12 protein-coding genes are annotated in these 19,520 nt (G+C 72.0%); 7 read left to right on the plus strand and 5 right to left on the minus strand.

The window, feature by feature from the left end; translation table 11 throughout:
* Positions 1–6: 6 nt before the first annotated feature.
* The gene (locus AC57BS_RS18405) at positions 7–351 is read right to left on the minus strand and encodes a TfoX/Sxy family protein (RefSeq protein ID WP_496412900.1); all 345 of its coding nucleotides are present in this window, start codon (positions 349–351) and stop codon (positions 7–9) included.
* A 114-nt stretch (positions 352–465) separates the two neighbouring features.
* Between AC57BS_RS18405 and dapA the strand changes: the two genes are divergently transcribed.
* The 3 genes from dapA to AC57BS_RS18420 are packed head-to-tail and all read left to right on the plus strand — an operon-like array spanning position 466 to position 4,913.
* Positions 466–1,356 (plus strand): 4-hydroxy-tetrahydrodipicolinate synthase, encoded by an 891-nt coding sequence (gene dapA / locus AC57BS_RS18410; RefSeq protein ID WP_496412901.1) that lies wholly within the window; start codon positions 466–468, stop codon positions 1,354–1,356.
* A gap of 28 nt (positions 1,357–1,384) precedes the next feature.
* Positions 1,385–3,070, plus strand: coding sequence for a ribonuclease J (locus AC57BS_RS18415; RefSeq protein ID WP_496412902.1), 1,686 nt, complete (start codon positions 1,385–1,387; stop codon positions 3,068–3,070).
* 58 nt (positions 3,071–3,128) lie between these two features.
* Positions 3,129–4,913 carry a sensor histidine kinase gene (locus tag AC57BS_RS18420; protein ID WP_496412903.1) on the plus strand — a complete coding sequence of 595 codons (1,785 nt, stop codon included), beginning with the start codon at positions 3,129–3,131 and terminating at the stop codon, positions 4,911–4,913.
* Here AC57BS_RS18420 and cydD read toward each other — a convergent pair.
* The 3 genes from cydD to AC57BS_RS18435 are packed head-to-tail and all read right to left on the minus strand — an operon-like array spanning position 4,873 to position 10,726.
* Positions 4,873–8,232: a thiol reductant ABC exporter subunit CydD gene (gene cydD, locus AC57BS_RS18425; RefSeq protein ID WP_496412904.1), complete on the minus strand. Its 3,360-nt coding sequence runs from the start codon at positions 8,230–8,232 to the stop codon at positions 4,873–4,875. The genes AC57BS_RS18420 and cydD overlap by 41 nt on opposite strands.
* Positions 8,229–9,248, minus strand: coding sequence for a cytochrome d ubiquinol oxidase subunit II (gene cydB / locus AC57BS_RS18430; protein ID WP_496412905.1), 1,020 nt, complete (start codon positions 9,246–9,248; stop codon positions 8,229–8,231). Before cydB ends, cydD begins: the two co-directional genes overlap by 4 nt.
* A gap of 32 nt (positions 9,249–9,280) precedes the next feature.
* Positions 9,281–10,726 (minus strand): cytochrome ubiquinol oxidase subunit I, encoded by a 1,446-nt coding sequence (locus AC57BS_RS18435; protein ID WP_496412906.1) that lies wholly within the window; start codon positions 10,724–10,726, stop codon positions 9,281–9,283.
* Between the two features lie 91 nt (positions 10,727–10,817).
* Here AC57BS_RS18435 and AC57BS_RS18440 point away from each other — a divergent pair, with 91 nt between their 5' ends.
* Together AC57BS_RS18440 and AC57BS_RS18445 are read left to right on the plus strand one after the other, a co-directional pair.
* Entirely contained in the window at positions 10,818–11,180 is a 363-nt protein-coding gene (locus tag AC57BS_RS18440; protein ID WP_496412907.1) for a BlaI/MecI/CopY family transcriptional regulator, read from the plus strand.
* 13 nt (positions 11,181–11,193) lie between these two features.
* On the plus strand, positions 11,194–12,060 hold the full coding sequence (locus tag AC57BS_RS18445; RefSeq protein WP_496412908.1) for a M56 family metallopeptidase: 867 nt from the start codon (positions 11,194–11,196) through the stop codon (positions 12,058–12,060).
* Positions 12,061–12,115: 55 nt separating this feature from the next.
* On the opposite strand, the gene AC57BS_RS18450 is transcribed toward AC57BS_RS18445, so the two are convergent.
* On the minus strand, positions 12,116–14,983 hold the full coding sequence (locus AC57BS_RS18450; RefSeq protein ID WP_496412909.1) for a M4 family metallopeptidase: 2,868 nt from the start codon (positions 14,981–14,983) through the stop codon (positions 12,116–12,118).
* 218 nt (positions 14,984–15,201) lie between these two features.
* Here AC57BS_RS18450 and AC57BS_RS18455 point away from each other — a divergent pair, with 218 nt between their 5' ends.
* Both AC57BS_RS18455 and AC57BS_RS18460 read left to right on the plus strand, forming a co-directional pair.
* Positions 15,202–17,856: an FtsK/SpoIIIE family DNA translocase gene (locus AC57BS_RS18455; protein ID WP_496412910.1), complete on the plus strand. Its 2,655-nt coding sequence runs from the start codon at positions 15,202–15,204 to the stop codon at positions 17,854–17,856.
* The gene (locus tag AC57BS_RS18460) at positions 17,856–19,511 is read left to right on the plus strand and encodes a helix-turn-helix domain-containing protein (protein ID WP_496412911.1); all 1,656 of its coding nucleotides are present in this window, start codon (positions 17,856–17,858) and stop codon (positions 19,509–19,511) included. The genes AC57BS_RS18455 and AC57BS_RS18460 overlap by 1 nt, the downstream gene beginning before the upstream one ends.
* The last annotated feature ends 9 nt before the right edge of the window (positions 19,512–19,520 follow it).

Raw genomic sequence — 19,520 nt, forward strand, 5'->3', positions numbered from 1 at the left:
CCTGGGTCAGGGTGACGACGGCTTGGGTGGGAGGGTGCGGACGAAGCGCACCCCGCGGTCGACCCACATGCCGAGCCGGTCGTCGTCGGCCACGGCTGCGGAGTCCACCAGCAGCCACCCTGCCATCGGTCGACCCCGCATCTCCATCGGATTGACCGCCTCGCCGTCGGCCCACTCCGCGCAGTCGGTCGGATCGGCGCGCACCATCAGGGCCCCGTTGCTCGCTGCCGCGACCGCCATGTGGCCCTCGACCATGAAGCCGAGCCCGCCGAACATCTTCTTCGACGTCACCCCCGGCTCGCCGTCGAGCAGGTCGCGGATCCGCAGTGCCAGCACCTCGTCGTAGGCCATGGCGCCCAGTATGGGCCGGGGCACCGACACCGCGTACGGCTCGCCGCCGACGACCGCGGGCAGCGGGGGCGATAACCTTCGCCCATGAGTGAGCGGAGCGAAGCGAGTACGCGCGTGAGTGTCGACGTCCCGTTCGGCCGGCTGCTCACCGCGATGGCCACAGCGTTCCACGAGGATGGCAGCGTCGACCTCGAGGCGACGGCGCGGATCGCCGTGCACCTCGTGGACCACGGCAACGACGGCGTGGTCGTCAGCGGCACCACCGGCGAGAGCCCGACGACGTCGGTCGCCGAGGACGGCGAGATCCTCCGCGCAGTCCAGGACGCGGTCGGTGACCGGGCGACCGTCATCGCCGGCGTCGGCACCAACGCGACGGCGCACTCGGTCGAGCTGGCCCGCCAGGCCGAGAAGGCCGGCGTCGACGGCGTGCTGCTCGTCAGCCCCTACTACAACAAGCCCGGGCAGGTGGGCCTGCGCCACCACTTCAGCGCCGTGGCCGAGGCCACCGACCTGCCGGTGATGCTCTACGACGTCCCGGGCCGCACCGCGACGACGATCGAGCTCGAGACCTACGAGGCCATGCGTCGCTATGACCACGTGACGTCGGTCAAGGAGGCCTCCGGTCTCCTGGCCCGCACGGCCCAGCTGGTCGACATGGGCTACACGGTCTACTCCGGCGACGATGCCAACACCCTCGGCTACCTCGCCTACGGCGGCGTCGGCCTTGTCTCCGTCGTCGGGCACGCCGCAGGTGACCAGCTGGCGGCGATGCTCGATGCCTGGGTGCGCGGCGACCACGCCGAGGCACTGCGGATCCACACGTCGCTGGTCCCGGCGTTCGACGCCGTCATGGGCGTCCCCAACTACGGAGCCACCACCGCCAAGGCAGCCCTCGAGCTGCTCGGCGTGCTCGACAACCGCCGCGTCCGCGGCCCGCTCGTCGCCCTCGACGACGACGAGGTCGCGGCGCTCCGCACCGGCCTGGCCGCGGCCGGCCTCATCTGACCTTCCGACACCGAACCCGAGGAATCCCTTGAGCCACCCCCATCCCGACCTGAGCGTGCCCGCCCCCCTCCCCGCCGGAGGCCTCCGGGTCATCCCGCTCGGCGGGCTGGGCGAGGTCGGCCGCAACATGACGGTCTTCGAGTACGACGGCCGGCTGCTGATCGTCGACTGCGGCGTGCTGTTCCCCGAGGACCACCACCCCGGCGTCGACCTGATCCTGCCCGACTTCGACCCGATCCGGGACCGCCTCGACGCCGTCGAGGCGCTGGTGCTGACCCACGGGCACGAGGACCACATCGGCGCGACCCCCTACCTCCTCCGTGAGCGCGGCGACATCCCGCTCGTCGGGTCCAAGCTGACCCTGGCGCTCCTCGGCTCCAAGCTGCGCGAGCACCGCCTCAAGGAGACCGCCCAGTACGAGGTCGCCGAGGGCCAGACCATCACCTTCGGGCCCTTCGTGCTCGAGTTCGTCGCGGTCAACCACTCCATCCCCGACGCCCTCGCGGTCGTCATCCGCACGGGTGCGGGCGTCGTGCTGCACACCGGCGACTTCAAGATGGACCAGCTGCCCCTCGACGGCCGCATCACCGACCTCAACGAGTTCGCCCGCCTCGGTGACGAGGGCGTCGACCTGTTCCTCGTCGACTCCACCAACGCCGAGGTGCCCGGCTTCACCACCTCGGAGAAGGAGATCGGCCCGGTCCTGGACCGGGTCTTCGCCAAGAGCGAGCAGCGGATCATCGTCGCCTGCTTCGCCTCCCACATGCACCGCGTCCAGCAGGTGCTCGATGCTGCCGTGGCCCACGGCCGCAAGGTCGCCTACGTGGGCCGCTCGATGGTGCGCAACATGGCCATCGCCCAGGACCTGGGCTACCTCACCGTCCCGCCCGGAGTCATGGTGGAGGCCAAGGAGCTCGCCGACCTGCCGCCCCACAAGCAGGTGCTGATCTCGACCGGCTCGCAGGGCGAGCCGCTCGCCGCGCTGAGCCGGATGTCGCAGAACAACCACCACTTCGTGCATCTCGAGCCGGGAGACACCGTCGTGCTCGCGAGCTCGCTGATCCCGGGCAACGAGAACGCCGTCTACCGCGTCATCAACGGCCTGTCGCGCCTCGGCGCCAACGTGGTGCACAAGGGCAACTCCCTCGTGCACGTCTCCGGCCACGCGAGCGCCGGCGAGCTCCTCTACTGCTACAACATCGTCAAGCCGCGCAACGTGATGCCGGTGCACGGCGAGATCCGCCACATGCGCGCGAACGCCGACCTGGCCCGTGCCACCGGGGTGGAGAACGTCGTGCTCGCCGAGGACGGCGTGGTGGTCGACCTCGTCGACGGCGTCGCGAAGGTCGTCGGCAAGGTGGACGTCGGCTACGTCTTCGTCGACGGCACCACGATCGGCGACATCAGCGAGGCCTCGATGAAGGACCGCCGGATCCTCGGCGAGGAGGGCTTCCTCTCGGTGATCGTCGTCGTGGACTCGGTGACCGGCAAGGTCGTCTCCGGCCCGGAGATCCACGCCCGCGGGTTCGCCGAGGACGAGACCACCTTCGACGAGATCAAGCAGCCGATCATCGACGCGCTCGATGCCTCGATCGCCGACGGCGCGACCGACGCCTACCAGCTCCAGCAGGTCGTACGCCGTGTTGTCGGCCGCTGGGTCAACCGCGCGCACCGCCGTCGTCCGATGATCATTCCTGTGGTGATCGAGGCCTGAGGGCCCTAGAGTCCCTCACGGGGCTGGAGGGTCCGAGGACCTCGGTGGGGAGGTGGGCATGCCGCGCAACCAGGGCGCACTGAGCCGTCTCGCGGAGCTCATGCGCCGCGTCAACTCCTCCACCGACACCGAGGTGATCCTGGAGGAGATCGCGCACGGCGTCGTGGACGTCCTCGGCTACGGCGTCGCCGCCATCGCGCGGCTCGAGGGCGACGTCCTCGTCATGACGCACGTCGCCGGCCCGCCCGACGTGGTCGCGCAGATCCTCCACCGCCGGACGCCCGCCGAGCAGATCCTCGACGAATTCCGCGAGGCCGACAAGTGGGGCATCCTGCGGTTCGTCCCGGCCGGGCGGATGTCCCCCGAGCGGCTGGAGGCGGCCTGGATCCCGGAGTTCGAGGCCAGCGACGACCCGGACGCCTGGCACCCCGAGCACGCGCTGTACGCCCCGCTCTACTCGGCCGCCGGCGAGCTCCTGGGCAACATGGCGGTGGACCTGCCCGCGGACGGCCGGGTGCCCGACGAGGCCGACCGCGAGCTGCTGGAGATGTTCGCCGTCCAGGCTGGCGTGGCCCTGTCCAACGCCCGCGAGCGCGAGCGGCTCACCGACCGGGTCCGCCTCGACCGGATGCTCACCACCGTGGCCGGTGCGTCGACCGCCGCGCAGAACCTGTCGCAGGCCCTTGCCACGGCCGTGTCGGCCGTCGCGGACTCGATGCAGACCGTCCAGACCGTGGTGCGCACCTTCCCGTCCGACGCCCAGGGCAGCCAGCTCGGTGTCGGCACCCCCTACGCCTTCACACCCCAGCAGGACGTGCCCGAGATCCGCGAGGACCTCACGCACCTCCCGGACCTGCCGGTGCTGATCGAGATCGGGGTCGACGACCCCGGATCCTCGCGTCTGCCGCGGAGCGCGGCGCGCATGCAGCAGCTGATGCGGGGGATGCGGGTCGACCGTGCCCTCGTGTGCCCCCTGGTCTCGCAGGACGACCTCGTCGGCTACCTGGTCCTCGGCTTCGCGCGCCACGCCAGGCCGGTCACGCCCGCCGAGGCCGACGCCGTGCTCGAGGTCGGTCGTCTGCTCGCCCAGACGGTCCGGGCCTCCCGGGTGCTGGAGACCGAGCAGCGGCTCGTCCAGGAGCTGCGCGAGCTCGCTCGCTATCGCAGCGAGCTGATCGCGACGATCTCCCACGAGCTCAAGACGCCGCTCACCGCGATCCTGGGCCACGCCGAGCTGATCGCCGACCGGCACCCCGACCTGACCTCGATCGACGCGATCATCCGCAACGCCGGCCGGCTCAACAACCTGGTGGCCAACCTGCTCCACTACTCCCGCATCCAGGGGCGGCGCGAGACCGTACGCCGCGCCGTGGACCTCGCCGAGCTGTGCGAGGCCAGCGTCGACCTGCTCAGCATCCGGGCCAAGCAGGCCGGGGTGGCCCTGCAGTTCGACCACCCCGGTCCCGCGCCCGTGATCGTGTTCGGCGATCCCGAGGAGCTGGCCCGCGTCATCGACAACATGGTCGACAACGCCGTCAAGTACACCCCCGAGGACGGGACCGTGTCCGTGGCGATGATCGTCGCGGACGACGAGGTGAGCGTCGAGGTCACCGACACCGGGCTCGGCATCTCCCTGACGGACCAGCAGCACGTCTTCTCCGCGTTCCACCGCTCGACCAATCCCAACGCGCTGTCGGTGCCCGGCACCGGGCTCGGCCTGCCGATCGCCCAGCGCATCGCCGAGTCGCACGGCGGGACGCTGTCGGTGACCTCCGAGCTCGGTCGGGGGAGCACCTTCCGGTTCACCCTGCCGCTGCGGTCCCCACGAGAGCAGACCGGCTGACGCCTTCCGGTCCGGCCGCGTCGAACCGCACCACCCGGTCCATCGCGTCGAGCCCCACGGTTCCGTGGGTGATCCACACGATCGAGCGGCCCGCCCGGGAAGCGGCCCCGAGCATCTGGTCGGCCACGGCGCGCGCCGTCGGTCCGTCGAGGTGCGCGGTCGGCTCGTCGAGCACGAGCACCGGCGGGTCGGCCAGGAGCGAGCGGGCCAGCGCGAGGCGCGCGCGCTCGCCGCCGGACACCTCGCGTCGACCGTCGCCCACGTGGGTGTGGATCCCGTCGGGCAGGGCGTCGACCCAGGCGCCGAGGCAGGCATCGTCGAGGGCTGCTCGCACCTCCTCGTCGGAGGCGCCGGGTCGGGCGAGCCGGACGTTCTCCGCGACGCTCGAGGCGAAGACGTGCGGGTCGTCGTCGACCAGTCCCACCCTGCGGCGTACGTCGTCGAGCGCCAGCCGCCGCAGGTCGGTGCCCCCGAGGAGCACCTCACCGCTGACCGGGTCGATGAACCTCACCAGCGTCGCGGCCAGGGTGGACTTCCCAGAGCCGGACGGCCCCGTGATGCCCACGTGCTCGCCGGGGCGCAGGCCGAGGTGCTCCAGCGTGAGCACCGGGTGCCCGTCCCAGCCGAGGCCCACGCGGTGCATCGCGACGTCGTACGTCGCGGGTGCGGGCTCGGCCACCGCGGGGTCGGCCACCGCGGGCTCGGTGGCGGCGAGCCGGGCGAGGCGCTCGCGGGCTGCCCGCGCGCGGACGGACAGGGCGCCGGCGTCGGCCAGGGGGCCGGTGACGTCGGCCAGCGCGAGGGGCACGAGCAGCAGCAGGGCCAGGCGTGCGGGGGAGGTGCTCGTGGGATCGACCAGCGCCGCGACGGCCACCACGCCGAGGCCGGCGACGGCGCTGGTGAGTGCCGTGGCGGCCGCGACGGTCCGCGACGAGCGGCGTACGGCGCGGGCGAGGTCCGCGGACTCCGCGCGCACCGCGGCGAGGGCACGCTCGGTCGCGCCCCACTGCTCGAGCTCGCGGACGCCGTGGGCGACCTCCTCGACGCGGGTCCCGAGCGCCGCGCGGTGTGCGAGCACCAGAGGCTCGGCCGAGGCGGTGCCGCGGCGGGCGAGGGCGAAGGTGAGCCCACCGGTGGCAGCGACGACCAGCACGACCAGCCCCGCGACAGGGGCGACGAGACCGGTGAGGAGGGCGGCTCCGGCTCCCACCACTGCGGCGCCGACGAGCGGCTGGCGCACGCGCAGGCGCTCGTCGAGGAGCGCGTCCACGTCGTCCACGACCCGGGTGAGCAGGTCGCCGCGCCGCGGGCCGAGCCGGCCCGGTACGAGCGGCACGAGGTCGGCGAAGACCTGCGCCCGACGCTCGGCGAGCTCGCGCAGCACCACGTCGTGGCTCAGCACCCGCTCCACGTGGCGCAGCACCGGTCGGGCCAGGCCGAAGAGGCGTACGCCGACGATGGCGACCATCAGGTAGAGCACAGGGGGCTGCTCGCTGGCGCGCGTGATCAGCCAGCCCGCGGTGGCGGTGAGGGCCACCCCGGACGCCGTGGAGAGGGCGCCGAGGAGGGTGGCCGTCCGCAGGCCCCAGCGGGGGCGGTCCTCGGACCCGTCCGTCCCGGCCTGCGCCGCGACGACAGCCGCGGGCGCCGGAAGGTGGCGGCGGATCGCAGGTCCGGCCGCCGGTTCGGTGCGATCTGCCGCCACCGCCGGGTCCGGCACCGGTGTGAGGTCGACGACCCGGTCCGCGGCCGCCAGCACGGCGGGCCGGTGGGCCACCACGACGACGAGGCTGCGGCGGGCGAGCAGGGCGAGGGCGTCGAGCAGCACCCGCTCGGTCTCCTCGTCGAGGTGTGCGCTCGGCTCGTCGAGCAGCACGACCGGTCGCTCGGCCAGCACGACCCGGGCGAGTGCGACGCGGGCCCGCTGGCCGGCCGAGAGCCCGGCCCCGTCCTCGCCGAGCGGGGTGTCCAGGCCCTCCGGGAGGGTGCGTACGACGTCGGCGAGGTCGACGGACTCCAGGGCCGCCCACACCTCGTCGTCGCCGGCTCCGGGGCGTCCGAGGCGGACGTTGGCGCCGATGCTGTCGGCGAGCAGCCACGGCCGCTGGGAGGCCCAGGCCACCCGCGCACGCCACCAGGTCGGGTCGACCTCGGGCAGGGGAGTCCCGCCGACGAGGACGTCGCCGGCCAGGGACGCGAGCTCGCCGCGCAGCGTGGCCAGCAGGGTCGACTTGCCGCACCCGGACGCGCCGGCCACCGCGACCAGTCCGCGGGTCGGGAGCTCGAGGTCGAGCGGGGCGGTGAGGGGACGGTCGTAACCGATCTCCAGGCCGCGCAGCGTCAGCGCGGGGGAGGACGGCCGCATCGCACCGGGGACGTCGGACGAGGCCCGGGCGAGGACCGCGTCGGCGTCGGCGAGGGCGGCGGTGCCCTCGGCGGCGGCGTGGAACTCCGCGCCGACGCGCCGCAGCGGCCAGTAGGCCTCGGGGGCGAGCAGCAGGACGGTCAGGGCGACCTCGAAGCCGACCGACCCGGACGCCAGCCGCAGGCCGACCGTGACGGCGACCAGGGCCACCGAGAGGGTCGCCACCAGCTCGAGGACCGAGGAGGACGCGAAGGCCACCTTCAGCGTGTCGACGGTGGCGCGGCGGTAGCGGTGCGTGACGGCCCGGATGGTGTCGACCTGCGCCTCGGCACGCCGGTGGGCGACCAGCGTCGGCAGGCCGCGCACCACGTCGAGGAAGTGGCCCGACAGCGCCTCGAGCGCCCGCCACTGCGTGCGGGCGCGGTCGCGTGTGGTGAGGCCGACCAGCACGGCGAACACCGGCACCAGGGGGAGCGTCAGCGCGACCACGAGGCCCGACAGCGGGTCGAGCCAGGTGATCGCGGCGAGGGTGACGACCGGGAGCACCGCGGCGGGGACGAGCGCCGGGAGGTAGCGGGTGACGTACGGCTCGACACCGGCCACGCCACGCGTGGCCAGGACGGTCAGGCGGTCCGGGTCGGGGCCGTCGGAGCTGCGGGCGGCGTCGAGGAGCCGCTGCCGGAGGGCGTCGGAGACCTCACCGGCTGCGCGGGCGGCGGCGCGCTGGCCGACGTACGCCGCCGCGGTCCGCACCAGCACGAGGGCCGCGAACGCCCAGGCAGCCCGCTCCCACCCGCCGGCGGGCGCGGTGACCGCGGCGACCACCAGCGAGCCGAGGGCGAACGCCTGCGCCACCGTGGCCAGCCCGCCGGTGACGCCGCTCGCCACGACGAGGGCGAGCGAGCCGCGGGCGGGCCGGAGGTGGGCGAGGACGGCCGGGTCGAGCGGCTTCACCTCGGCGCGTCCGCGAGGTCGGGCGTGGGGATGTGGTGCACGGAGATCCGCTTGCGGAACACCCAGTAGGTCCAGGCCTGGTAGCCCAGCACGATGGGCGTGAAGACCACCGCGACCCAGGTCATCACCTTCAGCGTGTACGCCGTGGCGGCCGCGTTGGTGGTGGTGAGGGAGTACGCCGGGTCGGTCGTCGAGGGCATCACGTCGGGGAACAGCGCCAGGAAGAGGCCGGCGACCGCGAGCCCGATCGTGGCGAACGTGCCGATGAAGGCCCAGCCCTCGCGCCCGGCTCGGGCGGCGACGAGCCCGCTGACCAGGGCCAGCGCGGCGACCGTGAAGACGACGGCGGTGAGTGCGGTGCCGGTCCTCACCTGCGTCCAGACGAGGAACATCACGGCCAGCACCGCGGCGACCGCACCGATCCGCACGGCGAGGTCGCGGGCGCGGTGGCGGATGTCGCCGTCGGTCTTCAGCGCGACGAACATCGCGCCGTGCGCGGCGAAGAGGGTCAGGGTGACGAGGCCGCCGAGCAGGCCGAACGGGTTGAGCAGCGTGAACAGGGTGCCGGTGAACTCCTTGTCGGCGTCGATCGGGACGCCAGCGACGATGTTGGCGAACGCGACGCCCCACAGCAGGGCGGGCACGACCGAGCCGACGATGATCGCGAGGTCCCAGCGCGCCTTCCACTCGACCTCGTCCCGCTTGTGGCGGTACTCGAAGGACAGCCCGCGCACGATCAGCGCGACCAGGATCAGCAGCAGTGGCAGGTAGAACCCGCTGAACAGCGTGGCGTACCACTCCGGGAAGGCGGCGAAGGTCGCGCCTCCGGCCACCAGCACCCACACCTCGTTGCCGTCCCAGACGGGTCCGATCGTGTTGATCATGACCCGGCGCTCGGTCTCGTTGCGGGCGAGGACCGGCAGCAGCATCCCGACGCCGAAGTCGAAGCCCTCGAGGCAGAAGTAGCCGACCCACAGCACGGCGATCAGGGCGAACCAGACGGTGGTCAGTTCCATGGCGTGTCTCTTCCGGATCTCGGCGGTGGTGGTCAGTAGGCGAACGTGAGCGGGCGGTCGTCGTCGGCCCCGCCGACCGGGACGTCAGGCGGCTCCACGAACGGGTCGGCGCCCTTGCGGATGTAGGTCACGAGCAGCTTGATCTCGACGACGGCGAGCACGGCGTACAGGGAGGTGAGCACGATCAGCGAGGTGGCCGCCTCGAAGGTGCTGACGCCGGGGGAGACCCCGGACTCCGTCGTCATCAGCCCGAACACGACCCACGGCTGGCGGCCCATCTCGGTGAAGATCCAGCCCCACGAGGACGCCAGCGTGGTGGCGATCGGGAGGCTCAGGCCCAGGGTGCCGAGCCAGCGGACGCCGGGCGTACGGCCCCCGCGGGTCAGCCACAGGATCAGTGCGGCGCCGGCGGCGGCGAAGAAGCCGAGGCCCATCATGAACCGGAACGACCAGTAGGTCACCGGGATGACCGGGGTGTAGTCGCCCTCGGTGAAGGCCTTCGAGGTCGGGTCGTCGCCGAACTCCTCGACGTACTGCTCGCGCAGCGGGTTGATGCCCTCCACGGTGCCGTCGAACGACCCGGTTCCGAGGAAGGACAGCAGGCAGGGGACCGTGACGGCGAACTTCTCCTCCTTGCCGTCCGGCGTGCCGATGGTGAAGACCGAGAACGGCGCGCAGCTCTCGCTGGTCTCGTAGAGGCCCTCGGCAGCGGCCATCTTCATCGGCTGCACCTCGGTCATCACCTTGCCCTGGAGGTCGCCGGTGACCCCCACGCCGATCCCGGCGAGGAGCGTGACGACGGCGCCGATGCGGATGGCGCGGTGGTACATCGGGCGGTCGGCCTCGTGCTTCCTCTTCATGTAGAGGTACGCCGAGACGCCGAGCAGGAACGTGCCCGCGGTCATGTACGCCGCGAAGATCACGTGCGGGAACGTCACGAGCTGGACCTTGTTGAACATCACCGCCCAGAAGTCGACGAGCTCCGCGCGGTCGGTCTCGGGGTTGAACCGGAAGCCGACCGGGTGCTGCATCCACGAGTTGGCGGCCAGGATGAACCACGACGACGCCAGCGTGCCGAGGTGCACGAGCCACATGCATCCGGCGTGGAGGCCGCGGGGGAGCTTGTCCCAGCCGAAGATCCACAGGCCGAGGAACGTCGACTCGAGGAAGAACGCGAGCAGGCCCTCGACCGCGAGCGGGGCACCGAAGACGTCACCGACGAAGCGGGAGTAGTCCGACCAGTTCATCCCGAACTGGAACTCCTGCACGATGCCGGTCACCACGCCGATGGCGAAGTTGATGAGGAAGAGCTTGCCGAAGAACTTCGTCAGGCGGAGGTAGTCCTCCTTGCCGGTGCGCACCCACGCGGTCTCCAGCCCGGCGATGACCGCGGTGAGCCCGATCGTCAGCGGCACGAACAGGAAGTGGTAGACGGTGATGATCCCGAACTGCCAGCGGGCGATGTCGAGGACGTCCATGGGCACCCTTTCGGCGCAGGATTACTACGGATTGTAGTAGATACTACGCCGTGTCGTAATTCCTCGGTCAGGGCCCCTAGACTCCAGTTCCATGAGTCCAAGGTCCCGGATGGGTGAGCTCGAGCAGGCGGTGCTCGAGGTGCTGTGGGAGCTCGACGCGCCGGCCAGCGGCCGCGAGGTGCACGAGCGGCTGTCCGGCCGGGACCTCGCCTACACGACCGTGATGACGGTGCTCGACCGCCTGGCGCGCAAGGACGTCCTCGTGCGCGAGCGTGAGGGCCGGGCGTTCCGCTACGCACCTCGGCTGACGCGTGCCGCGATGACGGCCGAGCTGATGCACGAGGCGCTCGGGAGCACCGACACCGACCGCGAGCAGGCGCTCGTGTCGTTCGTGGGCGAGGCCAGCGCCGAGGACCTCGCGGCGTTGCGCCGGGCCCTCGACGAGCTCGCCTGACCCGGCCGACCCTGTGACCACCACGCTCGTCCTCGGGGCGCTCGCCGTGGTGCTCGCGGGCCCGTTCCCGTGGGGGCTGTCGCGCTGGCGCGGCCTGAGGCGTACGCCGGCCGCGGCGATGCTGCTCTGGCAGAGCACCGCGCTGGCCGCGGTCCTCGCGGCGCTCGGCGCCGGGTTGTCGCTCGCCACGGAGCGGCTCTGGGAACCCCCGGTGACGGCTGTCGACGTGGTCGTGGCCGGACTCGCGGGAGCGGTCACGCTGATCGTGCTCGCCCGGCTCGCCGTCAGTGGGCACCGCACCGGCACCGCCCTGCGGCGGATGCGACGGGTGCACCGTGAGCGCGTGGACCTCGTCGCGCAGGTCGACCGGGGAGTATCGGTGCTCGAGCACGGGCTGCCGGTGGCCTACTGCGTGCCGGGCATGACGGGCGCACGCATCGTCGTGTCCCGCTCCACGCTGACAACGCTGGCGCCGGCGGAGCTCGGGGCGGTCCTCGAGCACGAACGCTCCCACCTGCGCGCCCGCCACGACCTGGTGCTGGAGGCCTTCGCCGTGCTCCACCGCGCGTTCCCGCGCTGGGTGGCCAGTGCGGCCGCCCGGCACGAGGTGGAGGTGCTGGTGGAGGTGCTCGCCGACCGCGCCGCCTGCCGCACCGGGGACCGCCGGGCGCTGGTCTCGGCGCTGCTGGCCCTTGCCGGCTCCCCGGCGCCGGCAGGTTCGCTGGGGTCCTCGGGGTCGTCGCTCGCGGCTCGCGTCGAGGTGCTGCGCGACACCCGTCGCCGCCCTGCGCAGTCGGCCGTCGTGGCCGTCCTCGCCGCGGCGATCCTCGCCCTGCCCACGCTGCTGGTCGTGCTGCCCTGGCTGGCCGGGCTCCGCTGAAGACGACGGACGGGGCCCCGGCGCGAGCCGGGACCCCGTCACGGGTGGTGATGGTTCAGCCGCGACGTCCTTCGAGCGACGCCGTGCCCGACGCCGCCAGGGCGCAGGTGGCGACCTCGATGTTGTCGACGGCCCAGCCCTCGAGCCCGCCACAACCATCGCGGCCGATGTCGAACCGGAAGGCGACCGTGTCGCCCGGGGTGACGCCGGCCCTGGTCAGGTCGACCTGGGAGGTGCCCCACGAGCCGCCGATCTCACCGCCGTCGGTGCCGGTGAAGCCCTCCTCGCCCGCCATCGGGTTGGTGTTGGTGGAGGCGTCGGTGAGCTTCGCGGGCTTGTTGAAGAGGTACGCGCTTGCCGGGATGACGGTGAAGGCTCCACCGTTGACGCTGACCTTGACGTTGCCTCCGTCGTAGCCGGTCTCCGTCGACACGTAGTGGTCGAACGCCAACCGGACACCCTGGTCGCCATCCGGGACCGTCACGGCCGGGCTGGTGATGGAGTCCCGGCTGGAGAAGTCGCCCGCGCCGTTGGAGCACTCGCCCTGATCGGGAGCCGGCCCGAACGCGACACCGCCGGCGTGGTCGCCCGGTGCGTCGGTCGATGCCTCCCACGGGGCGCCGAAGCCACCCGCGAAGACCACCTGCTGGTCCGCGGTCCAACCGGTGAGCCCGTCCTCGAAGTCCTCGGACCACACCTGCGTCTCGGTGCCACCGTCACCGCACAGGGCGGGGGCGTTGGGGTCGAGCAGCGGCTTGAAGGCGCACTGCGTCGGGTCCTGTCGCAGCTCCACGGCCGCGGCCGCGTTGGTCACCTGGCCGCAGTCGGCACGGCGGATGGATGCCGCGTTGCCGGGCTGCGCGTCGGCCGCCGTGCTGAGCTTCTTGATCGGCAGGCCGAGCAGGTCCTGGCACGAGGCCGCGAGGGCGTCCGCGTGGTCGGCGAAGTCAGAGGTGGGGGTCTGGTAGGCCGTCATGGCGCGGAAGTAGATCGCCGCCGCCTTGTCGAGGCCGAGGCCCTTGACCTCGACGCCGTTGTAGGTGCCGCCGTCCACGAGCAGGGCGTAGCCGTGGTTGGGCACGCCGGAGTTGCTGTGGACGCCGCCGCCGTCGTCGGAGGCGCAGTAGTACTCAGCGTCCGAGACCTTGCCCGGGTCACCGTGGCACGTGGGGTTCCACATGTCGCGGATGGCCCCGCCGAAGGCGGTGGAGTCCTCACCCATCAGCCATCGGTAGGAGTCGGACTTCTGGTCTCCGGTGACGTCTCGCATGGTGACGTTGACCGTCTCGCCTGAGGCGAGCTTGCCAGCGACCAGGTTGCGGTCGGAGAGCTTGATCATGACCGTGGGGATCTTGATCGTGTCGTCGACGCCGGACATGCCGTTGACGGCCTCCACCGTGTTGCCGATGACCACACCAACAGCGCCGGCGTTCTGCGCGTTCTTGGTCTTGATCGTGAAGGCGCAGGCGCCGCGGTCGACGAGGGCGATCTTGCCCGCGACCGCCGCGGTGTTCTGGATCGGTGAGCAGCCGTTGGTGGCGGTGTCGGCCGTGCCGGCGCCGTCGGAGTCGGCGTCGAGTGCCATCGCCACGTCACCGGTGAGACCAGTGGCGTCGGGGACGGGGCCGAACGACGCCGTGCCCGTCTGGCAGATCTTGGCGATGTCGGCGGGTGAGTTGATGATCAGCCGGGTCAGTGCCGGGCTGTGCGCCGAGCAGACGCCCACGGCGCGCTCGGAGAGGTCCTCGCCCTCGTCCATCCGGCCGTTGATCAGGTCGACCGTCTCGCCCCAGATGTCGGAGTAGGACTCGTTGAGGGCGCCGGACTGCCACTGGTAGATCAGGCCGTGCGTGTACTCGGTGTAGGCGTGGCCCCACTCGTGCGCGACCACGTCGTCGGAGGAGACCCCGCTGCAGTAGTTGGTGGTGACGCCGTTCCAGTTGGCGTTGGGGCACGAGATGCGCGGGTCGTTGTTGACCGTGATCATCTTGTGGCCGTTGCCGTCGTAGGAGTCACGCCCGAAGGCGTTCTGGAAGAACCAGTAGGACTCGCCGGTGCCGAGCACCTCGTTCTGCTGGTCGACGTCGAGGCGGCCCGGGAAGCGGTCCCCCTCGCTCCAGCGCAGGCCCTTGCGGCTGTAGGTCTCCTCGTAGAGCTCGCGGTCGAGGGCGTCGTGGATCAGCGAGTAGCGGTTGACCAGCTTGCCGCTCGTCGCGTCCAGGAACACCATGTCGCGCACGTTGGCCCCGTTGCTGACCTCCACGGCCCACGCGAGGATGGCGCGGCCCGCCTCGCCCTTGGTGGCGCCGAGGCGGTAGACGACGAGGTCGGTGCTGGCCGCACGGACACCGGTGGTGTCGCCGTTGCCGTCGTCGCCCGGCGGGTTGCTCCGCACTGTGCCGACCGCGCGCTCACCGGCGCCGGAGGCGTTGATGCGGGGAGACACCGAGAGGTCCAGGTCGGGAGCCGCGTAGCCGTTGACGGCCGTCAGGTCTCCCTGCTTGTCGACGTGGGCACGCAGCATCGAGCCGAAGACCGGCACGCCGCGGTAGGACTGTTCGTAGGTGACGGTCCATCCCGCACGGTCCTTCTCGACTCCGCTGCGCCGGAGCTCGCCGGCCGCGGCGCCGAAGTTGGCGGCGTACTTGTCGAGATAGGCGTCCGCCTTGGCGACCGCAGCGTCACGGGTCTTCGCCGCGCGGGACGGCATCAGGTCACCGCCCTGCTTGACCCGGATGAAGCCGACGCGCTTGGTGGCGCTCTCGCCGGAGAGGGAGACCAGTCCGTCGGCTTCGTTCTTCATGGCGCGTACGCCGTTGTCGTCGGCCTGTGCGGCCGGCGCTGCCTGCACCGTGATCGCAGGAGCGGCCGCGAGGCCCGCTCCCACCATCGCGAGTGCAAGTCCTCTGCTGAGGAGCTTCACTCTTCTTCCTCCAGTTCCGAGATGCACCCGGAGCCTGAAGTTGCCCGAGTGATCCCGGTCACCATAAGAAGGACGTCCTACGTTTGGGAAGAGAGCGCCAACGAACGGGTACAAAGTTCCGCCTCAGGGGTGGAGTGACGCCACCCCCGGATGAGAGGCAGCACGACACGCACCCTGTGATCCCTGTGACTGGTGTGACGTGGCCGTAGGGTCGGCCCATGGCGACCCGTACGTCTTCCCCGCCGGGGTCGCGGAGCTCGAGCACGTCTGGAACCAAGCGCACCACCAAGGGTTCGAGCACCCGATCACGGAGTACCAGCAAGCGCCCCTCCTCTTCCTCTGCGAAGGGCAGGAGCCGCTCGACCGCGTCCTCGCGCCGTCCGGCGCCCCGGGCGGTGCGCAACGGGCCCGGCCCGGTCGCGCGCGCCTTCGGGGCGCTCGGTCGAGCGGTGGCTGCGGTCTGGCTCGGCATCGCCCACGCGGTGGGAGCGGTCGCCCGCTCGATCGGGCAGTCGGCCCGCGACCTCGACCCAGAGCACCGTCGTGACGGCGTGGGGCTGTTCCTCTTCGGCCTCGCCATGGTCGTCGCGGCCGCCGTGTGGTGGCAGCTCCCCGGTGGCGTCATGGACTTCGCGCGATCGGTGACGGCCGGCGCGGTGGGCAAGGTCGGTTGGTTCGTGCCGCTCTTCCTGGTCTACGCCGGGTGGCGCACCCTCCGCGACCCCGAGCGCAACGGCCCCGCCGGCCGGCAGGTGATCGGCTGGACGGCCTTCACCCTCGGCCTGCTCGGCATCGTCCACATCGCCAACGGCAACCCGCAGCCCGTGCTCGGCGACGCCACCATCCTCCAAGGGGCCGGGGGAGCGGTCGGCTACGTCACCTCGAGCCTGCTGCTCGACCTGATGCAGACCCCGTACGTCGTGGTGCCGCTGCTCGCGCTTCTGGCGATCTTCGGCATCCTGATCATCACCGCGACCCCGGTCTACCAGATCCCGGCCAGGCTGACCGCGCTGCGCGACAAGGCTCTGGGCCGTACGCCGGCCGAGGGCGCCGCAGGCGACGACGAGCCGACGAAGCCCGTGCGCACGCGCCGACGCTCGATGCTCGACGACGAGGTCGACCCCGAGATGGGCGACCCGGCCTACGACAGCCCGGTCCTCACCGACCGCGAGCTCAAGAAGCGCCGCAAGAAGAAGGCTGGGCCCGATGAGGGGGCAGAGCCGCAGGACGACTACGGCATCGACCTGTTCGCCGACCCGATCGACGGATCGGCCGACGCGCCGACCGAGGTCACCCCGGCCGTGGTCGGCTCGGTCCCGGGCGGCAAGGACGACACCGGTCCGGTCGAGCCCCCGCCGCACACGCCGCTGCCGCAGCGCGTCGAGCAGCTCGCGCTGTCCGGCGACATCACCTACTCCCTGCCGGGCAACGCGGTCCTCAAGCCCGGCTCGGTCCACAAGGCCCGCTCGAAGGCCAGCGACGCCGTGGTCGAGCGGCTGATGCAGGTGATGGACGAGTTCGGCATCGACGCCACGGTCACCGGCTACACCCGCGGCCCGACGGTCACTCGCTACGAGGTCGAGCTGGGCCCCGCGGTGAAGGTCGAGAAGGTCACCGCGCTGTCGAAGAACATCGCCTACGCCGTCGCGTCCGCCGACGTCCGCATCCTCAGCCCGATCCCGGGCAAGTCCGCCATCGGCATCGAGATCCCCAACGTCGACAAGGAGATCGTCTCCCTCGGCGACGTGCTCCGGTCCAACACGGCCCGCGCCGACCACCACCCGATGGTCGCGGGGCTGGGCAAGGACGTCGAGGGGGGCTTCGTCGTGGCCAACATGGCGAAGATGCCGCACCTGCTCGTCGCCGGCGCCACCGGCTCGGGCAAGTCGTCGTTCATCAACTCGCTGATCACCTCGATCCTGATGCGTTCCACGCCCGACGAGGTCCGGATGATCATGGTCGACCCCAAGCGGGTGGAGCTCAACGCCTACGAGGGCGTCCCGCACCTGATCACCCCGATCATCACCAACCCCAAGAAGGCCGCCGAGGCGCTGGCCTGGGTCGTGCGCGAGATGGACATGCGCTACGACGACCTGGCCAACTTCGGCTTCCGACACATCGACGACTTCAACAAGGCCGTACGCGCCGGGAAGGTCGAGGTCCCCGCGGGCAGCGAGCGCACGCTGACGCCGTACCCCTACCTCCTCGTCATCGTCGACGAGCTCGCCGACCTGATGATGGTCTCCCCGCGCGACGTCGAGGACTCCGTCGTCCGCATCACCCAGCTCGCCCGTGCGGCCGGCATCCACCTGGTGCTCGCCACGCAGCGTCCGTCGGTCGACGTCGTCACCGGCCTCATCAAGGCCAACGTGCCGTCGCGGCTCGCGTTCGCGACGAGCTCGCTCGGCGACAGCCGCGTCATCCTCGACCAGCCGGGCGCCGAGAAGCTCGTCGGCCAGGGTGACGGCTTGTTCCTGCCGATGGGCGCGTCCAAGCCCGTACGCGTGCAGGGGTCGTGGGTCACCGAGGCCGAGATCCACCAGGTCGTCAAGCACTGCAAGGACCAGCTCGAGCCGACCTACGTCGAGGACGTGACGGCGCCGAAGGAGTCCAAGCGCGAGCTCGACGACGACATCGGCGACGACATGGAGCTGGTGGTGCAGGCCATCGAGCTCATCGTCTCCACGCAGTTCGGCTCGACGTCGATGCTCCAGCGCAAGCTGCGCGTCGGCTTCGCCAAGGCGGGCCGGCTGATGGACATCCTCGAGAGCCGCGGGGTCGTCGGACCCAGCGAGGGCTCGAAGGCGCGTGACGTCCTGGTCAAGCCGGACGAGCTCGATTCCGTGATCGCCACGTTGGAGGGGGGAGCCTGATGAGCACGGTCCTGAACGAGAACGAGGTCTTCGACGAGGACTCCGCGGGCACCGGTCCCGCGGTCGTCCCGGACCACGTGGAGGTACGCCGGCACGCCGGCGTCGCCGCGGGGGTCGGGCTGACAGCCTCCGCCGTCGCCATCGCCTACCTGGGCCGCGCCTCGCAGTCCGGGTCCGCCCTCGACTGGGCGTTCGTCGCCGTGATGGGGCTGCTCGGGGCGTACTGGCTCTTCGGCCTCGTGGACGCCCGCACCCCGCTGCTCGTGGCGGACGCGCAGGGCATCCGCATCCGACTCGGCCGCACCTGGCGGGGACTGCCCTGGACGGCGGTGCACCACGTCGAGCACACCCCGCGTCAGGGGCTGCTCCGCGACGGCCGCCTGGTCGTCGTGCCGCACAACCTCGAGCTGATCGAGGCCGAGCTCACCGGCGCGGGCAAGCGCCACACCAGCCTCTCGCGGCTGCTGCACGGCGCCCCCCTGGCAGTGCCGCTGGGCCTGTCGACCCGGGTCGTCGGCGCCGACGGGGACCTCACCGGGGCGCTGGGCCGGGTCGCGCGCGACGCGAGCCAGATCGTGGTGCTCGAGCCCGAGACGGACCCTGCAGGCGACCCCTCCGACAGCGTGCTCGAGGAGCCCGTGGTCGAGGAGCCCGTCGCCGAGGAGCCCGTCGTCGAGGAGGTCGTCGCGGAGCCGCTGGTCGCCAGCCCCACCCCGGTCGCACTCCGTGAGACGGGAACGGGACGACGCTCGGAGGTCCGTCGCGACGTCGTCGAGGACGCCTCGGACGACGAGCCGGCGGGTCGCGAGCTGCACCGCCCCGGCCGGGTCAGCCTCGTCGAGGAGACCCAGTCGTGGGGCGACCGCGTCCGCGCGATCGCCCGCCCCGGCGAGCCGGTCGAGCCGCTGGTGCTCGACGACTTCGAGGTGGAGCCCGCCGAGGACCCCGTCATCGGTCCGGAGCTCGCCGCCGCCCGTACCCGCCTCGGCCTCACGGTCGACCAGCTGGCCGACCGCACCCGGATCCGTCCCCACGTGATCGAGGCCGTCGAGGTCGACGACTTCGAGCCCTGCGGCGGCGACTTCTACGCCCGCGGCCACCTGCGCACGCTCGCCCGCGTCCTCGGCGTCGACGTCGCGCCGCTCCTGGCGACCTACGACGAGCGCTACGCGCATGCCCCGATCAACCCGCGCCGGGTCTTCGAGGCGGAGCTGGCCACCGGGGTCAACGGTTCCATCCGCAGCACGCGCGGCGGCCCCAACTGGTCGGTCCTCGTGGCCGTGGTGATGGCGCTCGTGCTGGCGTGGTCGATCGCCCGCCTGGTCATGGACACCCCGCCCGAGCTGCGCGGCGCCACGCCCGTGCTCAACGGGTCGGGCGGCCCGCAGGGCGCCGGCAACGCGCCCCTCGCCGAGGCGGTGCCGGTCGTGGTCAGTGCCGCGAGCGGCGGTGCCAAGGTCGTCGTGCGCGACGGAGCCGGGGAGGTCGTCTTCAAGGGCAGCCTCGCCGTCGGCCAGACGCGCGAGCTGAAGGCGTCCCCGCCCGTGCGCGTGCAGTCCACCGACGGCGCCGTGACGGTCTCGCTCGCCGGCGGTGACGCCCGTCCGGTCGGCGAGCCCGGTGTCGCGGGGCAAGGCACGTTCGTCGCGGACTGAGGCACCGGG

This window comes from Nocardioides sp. BGA-UO-ETr-FS32, from assembly GCF_059567905.1.

Bases quoted from the DNA above. Each gene is read 5' to 3' on its own strand.
- AC57BS_RS18405 (WP_496412900.1), bottom strand. From the start codon at position 351: ATGGCCTACGACGAGGTGCTGGCACTGCGGATCCGCGACCTGCTCGAC.
- AC57BS_RS18420 (WP_496412903.1), top strand. From the start codon at position 3,129: ATGCCGCGCAACCAGGGCGCACTGAGCCGTCTCGCGGAGCTCATGCGC.
- cydB (WP_496412905.1), bottom strand. From the start codon at position 9,248: ATGGAACTGACCACCGTCTGGTTCGCCCTGATCGCCGTGCTGTGGGTC.
- AC57BS_RS18435 (WP_496412906.1), bottom strand. From the start codon at position 10,726: ATGGACGTCCTCGACATCGCCCGCTGGCAGTTCGGGATCATCACCGTC.
- AC57BS_RS18440 (WP_496412907.1), top strand. From the start codon at position 10,818: ATGAGTCCAAGGTCCCGGATGGGTGAGCTCGAGCAGGCGGTGCTCGAG.
- AC57BS_RS18455 (WP_496412910.1), top strand. From the start codon at position 15,202: ATGGCGACCCGTACGTCTTCCCCGCCGGGGTCGCGGAGCTCGAGCACG.
- AC57BS_RS18460 (WP_496412911.1), top strand. From the start codon at position 17,856: ATGAGCACGGTCCTGAACGAGAACGAGGTCTTCGACGAGGACTCCGCG.